The 17463-nt window shown below is 35.2% G+C and carries 15 protein-coding genes and 1 pseudogene; all 16 read right to left on the bottom strand.

All coding sequences use genetic code 11. The features are described 5' to 3' along the window. Positions 1-34: 34 nt before the first annotated feature. Positions 35-1018, bottom strand: coding sequence for a metallophosphoesterase (locus ELQ35_RS06975; protein ID WP_126864110.1), 984 nt, complete (start codon positions 1016-1018; stop codon positions 35-37). A gap of 65 nt (positions 1019-1083) precedes the next feature. Beyond that, positions 1084-2877 carry an ABC transporter ATP-binding protein gene (locus tag ELQ35_RS06970; RefSeq protein ID WP_126864109.1) on the bottom strand — a complete coding sequence of 598 codons (1794 nt, stop codon included), beginning with the start codon at positions 2875-2877 and terminating at the stop codon, positions 1084-1086. Between the two features lie 13 nt (positions 2878-2890). Next, positions 2891-4078, bottom strand: coding sequence for a nucleotidyltransferase domain-containing protein (locus ELQ35_RS06965; RefSeq protein WP_126864108.1), 1188 nt, complete (start codon positions 4076-4078; stop codon positions 2891-2893). Continuing rightward, positions 4071-4553 (bottom strand): lasso peptide biosynthesis B2 protein, encoded by a 483-nt coding sequence (locus ELQ35_RS06960; RefSeq protein ID WP_126864107.1) that lies wholly within the window; start codon positions 4551-4553, stop codon positions 4071-4073. The genes ELQ35_RS06965 and ELQ35_RS06960 overlap by 8 nt, the downstream gene beginning before the upstream one ends. 26 nt (positions 4554-4579) lie before the next feature. Continuing rightward, positions 4580-4873: a lasso peptide biosynthesis PqqD family chaperone gene (locus tag ELQ35_RS06955; RefSeq protein ID WP_126864106.1), complete on the bottom strand. Its 294-nt coding sequence runs from the start codon at positions 4871-4873 to the stop codon at positions 4580-4582. After that, complete coding sequence (locus ELQ35_RS06950; protein WP_126864105.1) at positions 4866-5804, bottom strand: aldolase; 939 nt, start codon at positions 5802-5804, stop codon at positions 4866-4868. The genes ELQ35_RS06955 and ELQ35_RS06950 overlap by 8 nt, the downstream gene beginning before the upstream one ends. A gap of 368 nt (positions 5805-6172) precedes the next feature. Further along, positions 6173-6298, bottom strand: coding sequence for a paeninodin family lasso peptide (locus ELQ35_RS06945; protein WP_126864104.1), 126 nt, complete (start codon positions 6296-6298; stop codon positions 6173-6175). 14 nt (positions 6299-6312) lie between these two features. Next, positions 6313-8247, bottom strand: a complete 1935-nt coding sequence (locus ELQ35_RS06940; protein ID WP_126864103.1) for a lasso peptide isopeptide bond-forming cyclase — start codon at positions 8245-8247, stop codon at positions 6313-6315. 268 nt (positions 8248-8515) lie between these two features. Further along, complete coding sequence (locus ELQ35_RS06935) at positions 8516-9772, bottom strand: acyltransferase family protein (protein ID WP_126864102.1); 1257 nt, start codon at positions 9770-9772, stop codon at positions 8516-8518. A 132-nt stretch (positions 9773-9904) separates the two neighbouring features. Continuing rightward, entirely contained in the window at positions 9905-10630 is a 726-nt protein-coding gene (locus tag ELQ35_RS06930; protein ID WP_126864101.1) for a metallophosphoesterase family protein, read from the bottom strand. 29 nt (positions 10631-10659) lie between these two features. Then, complete coding sequence (locus tag ELQ35_RS06925) at positions 10660-12201, bottom strand: oligosaccharide flippase family protein (protein WP_126864100.1); 1542 nt, start codon at positions 12199-12201, stop codon at positions 10660-10662. Positions 12202-12244: 43 nt separating this feature from the next. Continuing rightward, positions 12245-13099: pseudogene (locus ELQ35_RS06920) on the bottom strand (glycosyltransferase). Between the two features lie 351 nt (positions 13100-13450). Further along, positions 13451-14641: a glycosyltransferase gene (locus ELQ35_RS06915; RefSeq protein ID WP_126864099.1), complete on the bottom strand. Its 1191-nt coding sequence runs from the start codon at positions 14639-14641 to the stop codon at positions 13451-13453. A 166-nt stretch (positions 14642-14807) separates the two neighbouring features. After that, positions 14808-15224 carry an FAD synthase family protein gene (locus ELQ35_RS06910; protein ID WP_126864098.1) on the bottom strand — a complete coding sequence of 139 codons (417 nt, stop codon included), beginning with the start codon at positions 15222-15224 and terminating at the stop codon, positions 14808-14810. Continuing rightward, the gene (locus ELQ35_RS06905) at positions 15211-16386 is read right to left on the bottom strand and encodes a CDP-glycerol glycerophosphotransferase family protein (protein WP_126864097.1); all 1176 of its coding nucleotides are present in this window, start codon (positions 16384-16386) and stop codon (positions 15211-15213) included. Before ELQ35_RS06905 ends, ELQ35_RS06910 begins: the two co-directional genes overlap by 14 nt. Positions 16387-16413: 27 nt before the next feature. Further along, positions 16414-17454: a glycosyltransferase family 2 protein gene (locus ELQ35_RS06900; RefSeq protein ID WP_126864096.1), complete on the bottom strand. Its 1041-nt coding sequence runs from the start codon at positions 17452-17454 to the stop codon at positions 16414-16416. Positions 17455-17463 lie beyond the last annotated feature (9 nt).

Genomic DNA, 17463 nt, shown 5'->3' with positions numbered 1-17463 from the left:
GCACTGTTAGTAAAGGAAAAAGAAACACAACTATTCATTGTCTTTTAAATGTCAATACATCAACTTCTGGCGGATTAAAAAAGCGGAATTTCAAAAAAGGGATGGCGTCACTGCTGCCCAATCCTGCACTGACGTACTGTTTTGTTTGCTTGAATTTCCATAACCCTTTCACTCGATTTCTTGGAGGAAAGAGACCATTACGTTTATACCATGGTTCCGGAACGAAAAGAGCCCCTAGAAGCGGCAGGCGGATTTGGCCGCCATGGTAATGTCCAGCCATTAACAAATCGAAATTTCTGTTTGTAAATGGAATTTCGTTAATGAGCTGATCGATCCGGGCATCAACTACAGGATAATGGTTAAGGGCAATCAACAAATCGGGCTCCTTTATATCGTCCAGAGTCGATATCTCGTCCAACAATTGTCTTTGGTGGTCAAAATACGGTTTACTATTTTTTGATTTAGAGCTGCCGTTCATTACTTCAAGTTCTTTTTTGGCATCCTTTATTGACCATTCAAAATCCACAAAGTGAACACTTGAATCACCCAGATTTGTCGTTTGAAGGGTTTCGAGAAACTTAACCCCCCGTTTTTCCATTCCTTTAATAAAAGCATTTTTTTCTAAAGGCTGATCTGGATGTAACAGATAACTTTTCGGATCCGCGTTGCCAGGTACGAACAAAGCGGTGTCTTTATTTTCAATACCTTCGATTAATGTATAAAAAGGCTGATAGTTTTTGCTTTTACTGCCATCCAGCATATCCCCTGTAAAAGCAATTGCATCATAATCAATAGAGTTAATCGCCTCTATCAGTCGCTTTTGGTTGTTGCCAAATTCTTTTTCGTGCAAGTCGGTAACTTGCAGAATCGAATAGCCTTCAAGTTCTTCAGGGAGGTCCTTTATCAAAATTTCTTGTTCAACTACAGTTATCCGGTTATTGTCCCAAATCGTATAAGCCATAAAAACAGCAACTAAAAATAATAGACCGGCCACGACCTTAGCTCTAGTTTTTCGCAATGACAATCGCTCCAATTTTTAAAAATCGATACCATAGAAAACACCCACTATACAGTGAGTGTCCATCAAAGAGTCGCTTCCAGTTGGTTCCGCAATAGATGACTGAACATACTTCGCTTCTCCGCCGCCAATTGAGTGAATCCACCCTTTTGGATAATTTCACCGTGATCTAATACAACAACCTGGTCAGCATTGCGGATTGTCGATAAACGATGAGCAATCACGATAACCGTCATTTTTCCCTTTAACCTGTCTAACGCTTCCTGGATTTTTGCTTCACTTTCCGTATCCAGTGCGCTTGTCGCCTCATCCAACACCAAGATAGACGGATTTCGTAAGATAGCTCGCGCTAGTACAAGACGTTGTCTTTCGCCTCCGGAAAGCTTTATTCCTCTGTCTCCAATTAATGAGTCAAGACTATTCGGAAGCCTACCGACAAAATCAGCAGCCGATGCAAACTCCAATGCTCCCCACATTTGCTCCTCACTTGCATTCGGTTCAACTAACAGTAAGTTTTCTCTTATGCTGGCATTAAACAGAAACGGATCTTGCGGAACATAACTGATTGCGCGTCTCAATGACAATAAATTATCGCTTGTAAGAGGGGTTCCATCAATTAAAACTTCTCCTTTTTCAGGTGAATTCAGCCCCATTAATAAATCAATCAAGGTGCTTTTTCCGGCCCCGGAACGCCCTACAAAGGCAGTCATTTGATTGGAAGGAATCACTACATTTATATCTTGCAATGCATAGGAAGACTCCTTATGATTATACCGGAAATAGACATCCCGGCATTCGAGACCATTCACAATATCGAGGGGTTCTACCTGTTGAATCCCCTTTTCGAATTCTCTTGCATTCCTGCATTCGTTTTGCAACGCTTTTACCGCTTTAAATGATGGAAGAGTTGTCGCAATTTGTTCCATGGAAGACTGAATACCGGCTACTCTCGGCCACAACCTCGAAAAAATAACGATAATCAACATCAATTGCCCAGCCTGAGCTTGAAACATGTTCACCGCGATAAAAATAAACACGGCAACCAGTATGCTTGAGGCTACTTTATAATATAGCTGTGAGGTTGTTTTTAATTTTGTGTATTCTACTTGTTCATGCTGCATTCCTCTCGTAATAGAACGGAACCAGCCCATTCTGGAATCTTCTATTGTATTGCTTTTTATATCCTTTATTCCATTTATTTGATCTGTTATCCCTGCAAGATATTTTTTGCCTAACTCAAAATTCCTGTTTCCTAATGCCAGGGATCTTTTTAAAAATTTACGATTTAGGAAGATAATGATTAAACCAAACAGCAGGACAAAGGTTGTTATATTAGGAGAAAGTACAAAAGCAAGACCAATTTGTATGAAAGTAAAAATAAGTGAGGCTATAAATTGTAAAAATGAGTTTGTTCCTGAACTAGCGCGGGAAACTTCTGTCAGCATTACATTAATAAGATCAGATTTTCGATTTTTAATAAAAAAATTCCAATTTGCGTGTAGCAGGGAACCATATGTCTCTAATCGAATATGTCTCAAAAAACCGTGCTGAATGATAGTATTTTTAATCGTTATTTGCCGCTGCAAAAGGTTTTGACCAATGACCAACATGACATAAATACCTAATATGAGAGGTAAGCCTATTGTTACAGGTATGTCTTGGAGAAATTCGAAAGCACCTGAAACGGGTGTTCCTCCTGCATCCAAGTCCACAATACCGCTCATACTTATCATAGGAATTAATAATAAAATCCCGATTCCCTCAAGTAAACCGATAAAAGTCATCGCCAGGATGTTTATATATAGAATTTTCCCGGCATAAGAATGGATCTGCTTTAAAAAATAAAAGACATCTTTCATGATTGAATCCCCCCTAGGGTAATGCATGTTTCCTGGTTTTCCTCCAGGCCCATAATAAAGGACGTAAAGGAAAATATAAAAAATGAAGCTTTTCCGGTAAAGGTAATGTTTCCGCATCCTCAGGATAAGGATGCAAAAAGCTGATGATGAAGAAAAATTTTTGGCGATAGGACATCAATGAGAATAAATGATGTTTATGATATCTGGCTACATCTTCCGGAACAGGGTCTGTATGTAAGTTGACCATTGTTTCGAGATAGAAGATTGCTTCTTGCGCTAATCGTTGAGAACGTTCACTTACTAACATAGGTCCCATTTCATCTAGAAAGTCTGTATGTAATAGTTGTAATGCTAATATAATCCCCTGTCCTCCTACATGATGATAACCATAGGATTTTAATAATTTGTAAGCTGTTTCCCACTTAACCTCCTGTTTCATCAGCTGCTTAATATCGATCAACCAACGCAAGCGTGACCACCCATGACGGGCTCCATGAGAAACCAGAAATAAAAATAAATCTTCTCTCCCTAATAAATAGATAGGAGAACTGGTAAGTGTACTTCTGCTTTTCCGTTCCCACAACTCATTAAAAGTTGGTTCCTTTCCCGGTCCTGGATTTAACCGCCAATGGACCTCCAGTTTTATTCTTTTATACGGATGGAAATAAGTTACGTGATGATGCCTCCATCGCCAATCGTTAAGTACCGTTTCGATGTAATCATCCTTTTCATAACCAAGCTTTACTAGAAGTTCCTCTGCTTGTTCAAGTTCTTGTATCGGGATAAGAAAATCTACATCACTTGACGTACGAAGGGAAATATCTCCATATAACTCTTGAGCCAGGACTGGTCCTTTTAAAAACAGTGTGCGTATTCCTTCCTGTGAAAAGAGCTTACAGACCTGTTCCATTTCCGCACTCAAGTGAAGCATTTGAAATGTATTTTTTTTGTATTGTTGGTTCAAATATTGAAAAACAAAAGGTGGAATTAAATCTTCATCCAACAGTTTGATTTTGGTGTTAAGTATTGGATAAACACGATGATGCTTTGTTTGGGCAATAAACAGATCCCAATCGATATCAGTCAACAAGTCTTGGCTATTTACACATATATTTTCAGTATTCGGGCTTCTTAACAATTCAAGGATCAATCTTAATTCTTTAGGTAAGTCTGATAAATCGAGACGGAAATTTTTATCCATTTCTTTCTCCTTCAACCTTTTCATACGAGACTTCTTTAGCGAATTTCCCTACTATCGTGAACTTTTTCATTCCTTCTGACCCTGTAATATAAAAAGGACCACTGCGTAACCATGCATGTGCGATTAATTCCCCTGTCTCATCCTTAGCAGTACCTAGATAAAGCGTACTTTCGATTTGCCTTTTCTCCAGCATTTTCATTGCCGCAATTGCTTTTACAAGACATTGACTTTCCCAAAATGTATAGCGGCTCATGATATGGATAGTTTGTGAGATACTGGATAAGACTTCTTTATTCGATGAATGAAAGTCAAATGTTGTCTCCTTCATTTGATCACCTAAAGATGGTGCAACTTTTGAAAACGGAATGCTCTTCAAATAACGAGCCCATCCTAAATAAAGATAAGACTCAAACAACATCCTCTTTGTTTTCCAATTAAATGATAAAAAAGCTCTTAATTTGTTCATAAGGTTCATATTCCTTTCAATCTGCTATGAAACTTCTAACCTTCTGCCTTTATTAAGCCTTCTTCTAATAATTGACTCAAAAAGGACAGAACCTGTTCCTCACACATGGTCCGTTCTACATCATACTGAGCCCCTAGTACAGTGATTAGTTCTTGGACTGAAATAGGTTCCTTAATCCTTTCCCAAATTTCCCCGCCCATTTCACCCAGATTGTAGTACTTACCATTGTGAACGCTTAACATCACTGTTTCGCCATCCATATCGCTTACGATGTTTCCGGATCCCTGGCTAACCAATTGTTTTACTGAAATACTTTGATTTTTAATCACTTACTTTTTCTCCCTTCTGTATTATATTTAACATTAAATCTGTTAGATCGTGAGCAGTAAAACGGGTCATTGGCCGCCGCAATTGGTACAATTCTATTTTATTGACCATTTTGGCACATGTACTAAAATGCCATTCCATTAAGCCCGATTGAGCAATAAAGAAATTGCGATAGGTATGGTTGAACAGCGTATGAAACCGTTCCAGTCTTTGGATAGGGAGAATTTCAATCTCATCGCTATCTGCCTTAACCAGTTCGCATACACCTGCAAGAGGCATTGGTTCCTCGACAAATTGAGAAACCACCGGAACTGCGAACTTAGTCTCTCTATCGATGATCGGGCGATACTGATTGGATTCCATTCCAAACTGATCTAAGCTTTCCAGCCATAGCTTTTGCTGGGGGTAGGCCGGCGTGACAAGAGGAGTATTTTCCTCAGATAGAGTGACAGGAATCACATCGTCACTTATAAGCTGATAGCCTTTGTTTAAAAAAGCGGAAGCAAGAGTCGATTTCCCCGCACCGGAATCCCCGACTATCGCATACGCCTTTCCATCTATAGCTATAGCGCTGCCATGCATGGGAAGAATTTTTCTTTGCAACAATATGGCACCCATACAAGTACCAAGGATATAGAGCCGGATTTGATCCTCGGCAGAACCCTCCATCGGAGAAACGATTATCTTATTGCCTTCTTTAACTAAAAAAATAGCTACATTGGGAATTTGGAACAAACATAGATTTTCTTTTATAAAAAAGTATTTGTTTGGCGTCAATGTTTCAGACCATAATGTTGTTAAATCAGCTACCTCTACTACAATTTCCTCAGAATTTTGTAATCCTGTTAACGTCGGTAATTCCGGCAGAGGAATTTCACTTAATACTTGGAATCCGAACGCTTTATAAACAGTCCTATTTTCAGCAGCAATCATATAAATGTCCCCCGTTTGTTTCATCCTTTTTCGATTTAGAAATGGTTTTTGTTCTTTATATAGAACGATAATAGAAAAAAAAACCAAAGGCTTCATTGCTTCAATTTTAGTAGCAAATAAAAGGGAGCAATTTCTAAGTCTCACTTCTTTATAAAGAACAGTCTATATTTCAAAATTACCATCTTTTCACTGCAGTGTCAATCATTAAAAGACTCTGCCTAACAAATTAACTTACTCCAAAATCGTTAACTACTGTTATCATATCCTTATATGAAACAATGCCGTATGACAATTATAATTAAAAACCCTTATACTATTGGCTAGTGTAAGGGCAGTGATAAAAGAAAACAAATTTAATAATCTTTTAATTAACTATGATGAATCATTTCATCAGGATCAGATTGGGAATCATCAGGAATTCTAATTCCTGGTCCTCCCATTGTCATACCAATATTAAGTACTTCCAATTCTGGCCGTTGCCATTCCTTTTTCATATACTCACCTCCCTTCAAGTAAAGTTTTTAATAAAACGATAAACAATCAAGCTGCGCATTAACATTTTAAATTCGGGGTCAAATACGTATTCCGGCGGTGGTGCCTCTTGAACTTTTATACGGGCATTATTAATCACATCAACATTAATAAACCCAGACATTACCTGATCTGCCATCAGTCGGTCAATTTCATCAATAAACATATGCCAGTTTGGTGTCATACGATGGACTCCGTCACTGCCTTGAATACCACGGACTTTTTGGTTTAACCTGACTTTGTCTGGCAGATAATTTTCTGTTGCCCTCCGTACAAGAGAACGATCAAGGCCATTCTGCACAAATTGCTCTTCAGGCACTGATAAAGTAAACCGAATGACTCGAAGATCATTTGTTGGATCACGGTTCCATAAGTTAAAACGCAAAGATAATTTCGTGGCAACCGCCCCGTTTGTACTCCAAAAGGTTACACTTTTAAAATGCTTTTTTCTTTCTTCATAGGCATTTGGGATAGTAGAAAGCGGCAAATCAACTCCGTGCTCCTTGAGTTTTTCGAAAACAGCCGTTCGTTTAGCTAAGTCTGGATTGATAAACGTTTCCTGTTCATCAGGTTCTATTGACTTTGTTTTGTGCAAAAATGGAAAGGCCTTTCTTCCTACTACAGACATGACACGCGACTTTTTGACTCCGACATTTTTACTGTAACGATGTAATTCTCTGTAAAAGCGTATTACATTCAATCTTTTTAAAAGCATGGCTTGATAGTCTAATGCCGGGCCCCAGGATATCGTCCAGTTACCTCTGGCGCCATTCAAAAGGAGTCCTACCCCTTCCTCATGAGCTTTTTCATAAACGCCTTTTAACCAAAAGGAATTTTCAAAGAACTTGTAAGGCATCTCATATGTATCAAGCCAATCGTCAACTTCTGATAGCGGACTTTTCCCTCCAAAATCCAAATAGGTATCTGTAATGTTTCCAACATGTTGCACAGTCGATTGAATATACGGTCTCTCATCAGCCATTCTGTACTTAGGTGTCCAATCTTGAAAATCATCTACAGGCACATAACTGAATGTATGTAAACGTTTACTCTGAGTATGTAAGCTTTTAGCAGCAAAGCTAACAACTGAACCTGAATCCAGCCCTCCGCTCAAGTGAGCGCCTACTTTGCGATTCGTACGCGTCCTTGCTGTCACAGCAGTGCGAAAGACGTCTCGGAACGCTTCTTCATATTCAGAATTTGACTTTAGCTTCAGAGTTTCTCCAGCCGTTACACTGACATATTTTGAAAGGGATATTCTGCCGTTGTTGATTGAAATCGTATGGGCAGGAGGTAGCTGTTCTATATTTTTATAAACTGTTGAAAACGGCTCTATAGTTTCAAACATGCCATTTATCGCCAAATACTCAGCCATCCATTGTTCATTTATCCTTTTCTCAATAAAAGGCAATGAAAGCAATGGTTTAATAACTGTACTAAAGGAAAACTTTTGTTGATTATGATAATAGTAGAGAGTCCGAGTTCCCGAGAAATCCCGAGCACCAAAGAGCCGCTGCTTATTTTCATCCCAAAGCATGAAAGCAAAATCACCTATTAAATGCTTTGGCGACTCTTCTCCCCACTTATGATAGGCAAGCAAAATCAACTGGCTATCCGACATTGTTTTTCTTCGGGAGGGTTCAATCTGCAATCTGTCAAATAATTCATCCCGATTGTCGATGATGGAATCAGCCGTAATCACAATCTTTCTCTCATAATCATAATAAGGCTGCTGCTCCCCAATCGATTCAGGGGTGATCCACTGTGCATGGCAGCCAAGAAAGATATTTTCCTTACGCCACACTTGAATATCATCAGCAGGATAATGCTGTAAGGATTCCATCATTCCATTAATATGTTCTATATGTATAGGTTCGTTATTACAATTATAGATGCCAGCGATTGCACTCATATGTCCTCCCATTTGAAACAAGTGAATTTTATTTAGCACCTTAAATAGGAACTGCGATAATGTTTTTATTAAAGAACGATCCTGTGAAACTTTTCAATTAGATCCAACCATTGGCTAGATGCTCATTTTACTTATGTTCTTTATAAAGAACAACTAAGTAAAATATACCATTGATACATACTAACGTCAACAGGATTATTTGATATTGGAAAAAAGACGTCTTACATGACCGCAAAGTTTTTATCTATCATTTTATTCCTATCTAAATTCAATTTACACTTTCTTTATGATTCGTGTTACTGTCTGTTGTTGTTAAGAAAAGTTTAGCATTAACTAGAGAATTATCTTCTATTTTGTATGGTGGAGCACCTACCCCGCCATCCTTTGAATCGATCCCTCGTGCTTCAATATTTGTATAAATCGAATTCCCACTTATCGTGCCGCCATGAACATCAGCGGTATTGTATCTTTTGTTGGATGAATGATTCTTACGATCAATTATCTTTATGATTGGATGATGAATAGCATTAATTACAAATGAAGAAATGAGACATACTGTAAGTAGCCATACAAATATCAAGATTGGATATTTAGGTGCAAAGATCAATTCTGGGAAAATTGAAATATAAAAAAACATATGTGTTAACCAAATATTTGTTGAGTGATTACCCAAAAAGGTAAGAATGTTTTGTATCCAATCCCTTTTATCCATCAGCTTAAAGAAACATATAAACGTAATGGCAGTTAGAGGAGCTATTACCATAGATTCGTATAAAGCATGTAAAATAACTAGCATGAGTATGCCGAGTCCACAAAGCAAATTCTTAAATCTTATATTATGAAACTTGTTATAAAGCTTTGAATAGACCTTCTCTTTTGCAAAAATAAACCCTACAATAAAAGAGAGCTGTGAAGTGCCAATCAGTACTGTTGCATTTACAAGCAAAATGAGGGCTGTGTTATCACCAAGGTCGATGACATGTTTTATACGCTGAACATAAGAAACTAAATATATTATTCCGGAAATGATCAATAGATTAAAAGAATTATATCGCTTGACTAACCTGATCAGTGTTGGTGCTAAAAGGACAAGAATAGTATAGGTTTGCAAATACCACCAAGCTCCATTATATGAGTTTGATAACAAAAAGCAGTTGAGAAAGAACTCCACAGTACCACCTGAAAAAGCTTCTTGTCTTCCCACAAAAAAGGCAATGCCGATAAAAAGCAATAATATAATCCAGGCATTTATTAGTAGTTTTAAAATACGGATTAAATTTTTCTTTAATTTCGAATTTTTTTCTCCGCCCAGACTTATAAAAAGACCATAACCGCCTGCAAACAAATAGATCGGGACACATGCATCTCCAAATAATCCAATATAGTAAACAAGAGGTACTCCATTAAATATTGGAAAAGTTTCATACAGACCGTTGACCTCTTTTCTTGCAAATAAATGAAGAGCTAGCATAAACAAAATCGCTACCCCTTGGAGTGCTTTCATTTCTTTTTTTGAAAACTCCATGATCTCCTCCAGTCATAGTTCTTTGAAATTTGAAAATAAAAAAGTGCATCTCAATTTAATAATGAGATACACAAATCATTGGGGCTTTTTAGGGAGCAATATTATACTGAAATTCAATGATTTTTTTCATAATTATATTTTTGCATTCTTCAAAATCCCTATCATTAATTCCTTATCAGGGTAATCAGAATCTTTAAACTGTTTGATAGCATTACTTGCGTTATAATCAACTCTTATAATTGAGGTTTGAATACCGATACCGTCTTCACAGATGTCAATAATAGCGTATGAAGGTTGGTTTAGACCGTCGAAGGGCAAACCAACACTCCCAGTATTTATTATACATTTCCCATCCACATATCTTATATAAGATTTATGGATATGTCCATATATGTATATATCCGCAGCATCATTGACCATCAATTTCTGTTTGATCTCTGAATCATCTTCAAAAGGTTGAACTACTTGAAATAAATTATTCTGTGTTGCATGAAAAGCATGTATTTGTATATCTTTATACTCAAAGTTAATTTCTGTAGGCAAGTTCCCAAGATAGTTAATATCTTCAGCATCGAGTTGTGATAAAGTCCATTCCCTTTCTTTGGTCATCATTTCGATAGCTTTGCTGGTTACCTCGCCTTCTTCAATTCCCCTAAGAACCCACTCGTCTGCATTCCCTTTTATAACTTCTGTATTTAAGGATCTAACTAACTCAAGTGCACGTTTGGGTTCTGGCCCCCTAAAACACAAATCACCAAGGACGAAAATTTTGTTAACATCTTTTTCTTTTATATCCTTTAGAACGGCATCCAAAGCAATAGCATTACCATGAATATCAGATATAAATGCAAGTCTCAAAGCTATAACCTCCACATATTATCTTGTTATTAACTCACTTTATGTAATTTTTGTTTTCTGAATTTATCAATAATACTTTTCAATGGTACGATAACTAGGTCCTTTTCATATCTATTCATCCCTGTGGTCCACATTAGGATAGAATATGCACCAATGAACATTAAGATCTTTATGAAGAATAAAAGCCAATTATCGGCAATAAATAATTTATTTGTTATTGTACCTAATAAAACACTTGTGAAAAAAGGAGCACTCATACAAAAAATATTAAACCAGAATTTAGGGATATCTATATTTATTTTTTTCCAATAATATATATTAGTAATAATAATATTTCCTATCGTAAATGAAATGGCAGTCGCTAGGGCACAACCAATTGCTCCCCACCATTGGACAAAAATGATGCTTAGAATCACATTCGCTAATGCTAAAGCAAAATTCACTATTGTTTTAAATTTATGCATATTTTTTGCTTGAAGGATAACTCCACCCATACCTTGTATTAGAGGAATTACCATAGGAGTCAGTATTAGCATGGCTATTAGAAAAGAATCATGGTACTTCCTTCCAACCCATAAATTAATAAATTCCTGACCAAAAACGATGAAACCACTTAAAGCAAGCGATATTATTACAAATTGAACTCTTCCAATTCTAATAAACAACTCTGAAATCTCACTATCATTTGCTTTGTTTGTCACCATTGTCGTCACTCTGCTTAGGAACACATTAGAAATTCCTGCAGAAAACCCGGAAAAATATCCTGAAAAAGACACCCCAATTGAATAAACAGCAATTGCTACTGTTCCACTGTACATACCTAAAATAATTTGATCTGTTGACCAATATATCTGTCCAATAATCATATTTAGAAATATTAACGATGAAAAAATAATTACTTCTTTGAATAAACCTCTTTGTAAGGCTTTGAACCGAATTTTAATTTTTAGGATTTTAAAACAATAGATCATGTTAATTAATATCGTTGTAAGATTAATGATGGTAGTAATAACCACCATGCCTATAGATCCATATCCCATAACGAGAAATGGTAACATGACAAGCGGATTAATAATAGAACTTAATATACCTACCACTTTTGAAAAAATAAATTTTTCATGTGCTAACATAAGGACACTGAAAAGCCCTAATCCTATTCCGACAGAAGTATTTACAACAAGGATCCTCATTAAACTTTTAAGTGTATGTATCTCATCTCCAGTTAAAGAGTTTGAAAATAAGATGTGTGAGTTAAATGATAGTACAATGCCAGCTATAAGTGCAACTATTCCTAAAATACCATACATGATAAAAAACATTCCGTATAAATTATAGCATCCTTCTTCATCTTTTAAAGCTTTATATTTAGCAGTGTACCTAATTACTGCATTGCCTAATCCAAAATTTAATACTCCAACGAAGGCTGCTGTAGAGGTAGCTAAACTAAATAAACCAAATTCTGATTGTCCAAGTATATTTAACATCACCGGAGTATAAATTATTGATATTACACTACTAATAAACAAAGCTATATATGATAATACCGCACCTGCTTTGAGTTGATTTCTCAATCTATACCTCCCTATTTAAAATAACTCTATGCTTCATATTTATTTATGCTAATAGTTCATATATTTTATTCATTTCCATGCTAGAATCGAATTTTCCCACAGCTAAATTTTCTGAAAATACATTGCATAACTCATTATTATCTATTAACCTTTTTATAGCCTTATATATTTCTATCTCATTAATATTAACAATAAGTCCATTTTTCCTATCTATAATTTGTTCTTTTGCACCTGTGAAATTAGTGGTTACTATTGGTTTCTTTAAACATCTGGCTTCTGCTAGTGTAATGCAATATCATTCGTGCCTAGAAGGTTGAACATATATATCACATTGATCCATGTAGGGATACGGATTAGGGTCTGAACCTAATAAAATAAATTTATCTTGAAGATTATTCTCTTTAATTAAGGTTTCATATTTTCTTCTGGAACTTCCTTCCCCTAAGCAATACCACTTAACTTTGTATCCGTCTTTTATCAAAAGTGCCAATGCATGTATCGCCAGATCAATGCCTTTTTCAGTTGTTAACCTGCCAACCGTTAAAATCCTAATACCATCAAAATCATCACTAAACCCCTTGCCCTGTCCTGATTGGCTAAGGATTATTTCCGGAGACACTATATTGTAAAAAACTTCTAATTTCTCTTTTATTATGGGTACTGCTTTAACCAGCTTTTTTCTAGCTTCCTCGGATACAATAAAGATCTTATCAAATTTTCTGTACACCTTTGATGCAAAGTTTTGATCAAAACCTATCTTCGTAATATCAAAATGAATCCATTGAATTTTCTTTTTAGCTTTTATTTTCTTTGCAACAAAATAGCTTATGAAGTCCATCGGACCTGCATAAGCTACAGCGATATCATATTCATTTTTAATATCCGGAACGTGTCTCATGAGATACTTAAAGAAAATAGTTTTGTCATTAAAAAGCTTGGATAGCACGTGAAAAAAGATAATATTTAAACCTTTTGTTATTTTGCCGTTTCTAAGAAAGTTTAGAGCCGTTTGTTTGGGCGGCTTGTTCAAAATCCCTTTTATCTTTTCGTATCCTTCTAGATACTCTACATGAACTCCGCTTGGTATAGAATCTAAAAATCCACCATACTTTTCTAACATCAAAATGGTAATATCATATTCATCTTTATGCATCTCCGAAATCATATTGAGTAAAGCCTTTTCAGTTCCTCCTACGTTCATATTTATAACCATGAATACTATTTTTTTCTTCATGAGTATTGCTCACTTTCATCCTATTAGTTGATAAAATTTTTCTATTTCTTCCATGTTACCTTTTTTCTCAGCATGTAGGTATTTAACAATATTTCCTCTCAGTTCTTCGTCCTTTATTACTCTTATAATACCATCACAAACAGCATCTGCATGCATATCAACAACCAGACCGTTTTTCTCTTCGATCATTTGGTTATATACCGCATCGAAACGTGTAGTAACCACTGGTACGTTAAGCATTCTGGCTTCTGCAATAGCCAGCCCGAAACCTTCAAACCTAGATGTTTGAACATATATATCGGAGTTTTTTATATAGGGATATGGATTCGCTTTAACACCTAAGAGCACAAAATTCTCTTGTAAACCATTTTCAATTATTATCTCTTCAATTTCCTTCGCCAAGGGACCTTTTCCTAATGAGTACCACCTAAACTTTATGCCTTTTTCTTTAAGCTTTTTACAGGCATCTACTGCAATATCATATCCTTTTTGATAGGCCAACCTCCCAATGGTTAAAATCCTGATTCCATCAAACTGGTCTTTAAATGAAGGACCTATGTCAGCCATTTTGGAAATGAAATCAGGATTATTTATATCATATATAACTTCAACTTTGTCTGAATAAATGGGAAATGTTTCTAGGAATACTTCTTTCGTAGAATCGGATACAGCAACTACTTTATTATAATTATCATAGAATTTTCTTTGAAACTCTTTATTTTTTTTGTTCAATCTATAACTTACATTCACCCAGGCAAACTTTTTCTTTGCTTTAACTTTTTCCGCTACATAAAAAGTAGGAATACCTTGTGCATAACTAATCGCGATGTCATAAGTTTTAGGGTTACTTTCAATGACATTTGAGACACTTTCCCAGAATATCCTTGCCTTTTCTGGGTTACTATATTTTCTCCGGCGTATATTTACTGAATATTTTATTCTTGAATAGAGCATCTTAATATTCCCTTGTGCTACGGATCTTATCAAAGCTTTCTTTAAATCGATATTCGAAAACCTAGTGTAATTTAATGGAGGTAAAGTATTTACTTCGATTGGTACCAGTTCTTCAAGCAACTTTCCATGTGAAAACAACATAAGGTCTACTTTATATTTAGAGAAGTCTATCAATGAAAGCAGTGTAACTAAACTCTTTTCTGCTCCTGCAACGTCTAATGAGTCTATAACAAATAAGAGACTTTTTTTCATAATATAATCTCACTTCACCTTTTATAAATTTAAAATCTTAGTTTCTCTCCTGTTCGACATTCTTCAAAGGATAACAGGATAACTTTCAGCTTTATTAAAAAAAGCTTGATAGTAGAGGAACAATAATACTTATTGCTAGTTTTCATACGTTCATTATTCCGTTCTATTATAATTTTATTTTCTCTTTGACAATTGTTGAGGATATATCTTGTGTGTATGGAAAATAAACTATATCTACGCCTATCTTGTTGAATTTAATTTCAACTTCCATAAAAAGAGCATTTCCTTTCCAATCGTCACCAACAAACATAACGTCAAAGTTCAATCGCTCCCACGCTAAGATTTTATTTCTATTAGTTTGGGGAATAACTTGATCGACATATTTAATCCCTTTCACTATAGCCGTTCTATCCATATGTGAAATGATGGGTGGTTTATTTTTGTATGCCATCACTAAATCATCTGTACTAACACCAACAATAAGAAATTCACATTGTTCCTTTGCCTTTTTTAAAATGTTCAGATGTCCCACATGAAATAAATCAAACACACCTGTTGTATATCCCACTTTATACTGCTTCATAATGCTCACTCCTTTTTTCACTAAAACAAATTTTATCTATCCGTCTTAATAAATATTCACAGGCCCTTCCATCCTCGAAAGAACCAATACGTTTAGAGAATTCATTTAAACCATTCTTATATTCTTCATAATGAAAATTTTCTATTTTATTTATTAAGTCCCTATTACTTGTAGCACTGATAAAAGGAAGCTCCATCAAATCAAAATATAAATTTCTATCTTGACTTATGTATTCCTTAACATCAGGTACATATAGAAAGCACGGGCGCCTGGTTAATGAATAGTCAAACATAAGCGATGAATAATCAGTAATTAACACGTCAGAAATAGTCAGCAATTCTTGTATGTCATCATAATCAGTTACATCTAGAACATTTTCCTCATAAATTAATTGACTGGATTTGGAGATTAAGTGTGGATGTAACTTAACTAAAACGATCCACTCCCCTCCAAATTTACCTTTTAACTTTTTGGATATCTTTGAGAAGTCTAGATTATAAACTTCCAGGTTATTATCCTTTCTAAATGTTGGAGCATATAAAATAACCTTACTGCTATAAGGCACGTTAAGTTTCTCAAAAATTTCACCTTTCCTACTTAAGTTATTTTGAAAAAGCACATCATTACGAGGTGTACCATGCTCGAAAATTTCACCATCATACCAAAAAGCTCTTTTGAAAATTTCGGTACTATATTTACATCCAGATAGTAATAAATCACATTTCAACGAATCATTTTTAGCCATTTGAACATAATCGGAGGGTAATAAGCTTTCTGCATCCTTTTCTATTTGTTTTAAACGTAAAGAACTATGCCAAGTTTGTATGTAAAATTGATTTCTTCTCTTTACATACAAATCGGTTGTTCTAAAATTCGTAATGACAATCTTTGAAGTGGATAATTCATAAAAATACCTTAAAGACATTATCTTTACTTTTCTAAAGCTAGTCATATTTATCCTTGATTCCGGATCATTGAAAGCCCATACCACATCAAATTTGTTTTTGGGAGAATTTTGTGAAATATAATCTGAAATATATTTTGGATTGCATCCATATTGGCTGCCATAATAACTGAACATAAAAATTTTATTTTTCTTAATAGGAAAGCAGTTAAAAATATAAATAATGGCTAAGGTTATACTCTTCTTAACGCTGGCCATAAATATCATTCCATTTAATTGCTCCTTTCACTGTTTAATCTTTACCAGCTCCAATCCATCTGGTTGTGGTAGAATTTTCAATGTCTTTAGCCCTTTTCCTAATCCCAGATAAAGAACATTGAGGTAAGGATGTAATGAGAATAAATGCAATTGCTGTGTTAACTGCTTTTCGTTTTTAACAGCTTTTTTTAACTTGCTATAGTTAGTTGAAATGTACGATTGGATTTCTTTCCGGTATAGACCGCCATGATCTATTTTTCTGTTCCTTAACAATAGGTTATAGTGGATCAAACTCATTTTTAAAATAGCCTTATATGATTCATCCGTTAATTCTTTATAAAATTCCTCAATAAACCCATGTCTTTCTTTTAATCCCCTGATTATATCGAGGTTTCTTGGAGTATAAGTCGCGACGATGCTGTCACTTCGTTGGTAATAGTTGTACAATGGTTGATGTAAAATAAGGAAGGTATTAACCTGATGCATAACTTTATGAGCCCAGAATACATCTTCAAATAAAACTCCTTTTTCAAAGGGTATGTCCCTGATAATTTTTGTTTTATATAACTTACCCCAAGCGAAGTTTTTAACCTTTTCATTACTAACCAACTCATACATCAATGTTTCCTTAGTTAAAAGTTCAGGTTCACCATTTTTTGAATGATATCTATTATCGAAAAGTAACTTTTCTTCATAGGCATAAAAAAAACCCGATTGGACAACATCAGCTTTATATTTCCAGCTATTTTTCACCAGGTTCTCAATCATGCTCATTTCCAGCCAATCATCACTATCCACAAAAACAGTAAATTCTCCTGTCACATGTTTCAGCCCATGATTTCTAGCATCAGACAATCCTCCATTTCTTTTGTGTATAACCTTTATTCTCGATTCAGTTTCCCCATATTGATCTGCAATACTTCCACAGTTATCCGGAGATCCATCATCTACTAAGATAATCTCTATATTCTTGTATGATTGATCAATAATGCTGTCTACACATCTATGAAGATATTTTTCCACTTTAAAAATAGGGACAACAACGCTAACTTTTCCCTCTTGTAACATGTATTGTCC

This window comes from Peribacillus cavernae, from assembly GCF_003989135.1.
GTDB classification, from domain to species: Bacteria; Bacillota; Bacilli; order Bacillales; family DSM-1321; genus Peribacillus; species Peribacillus cavernae.
Note: the sequence above shows the minus strand (reverse complement) of the source record. Positions and strands in the feature narration are given on the sequence as shown.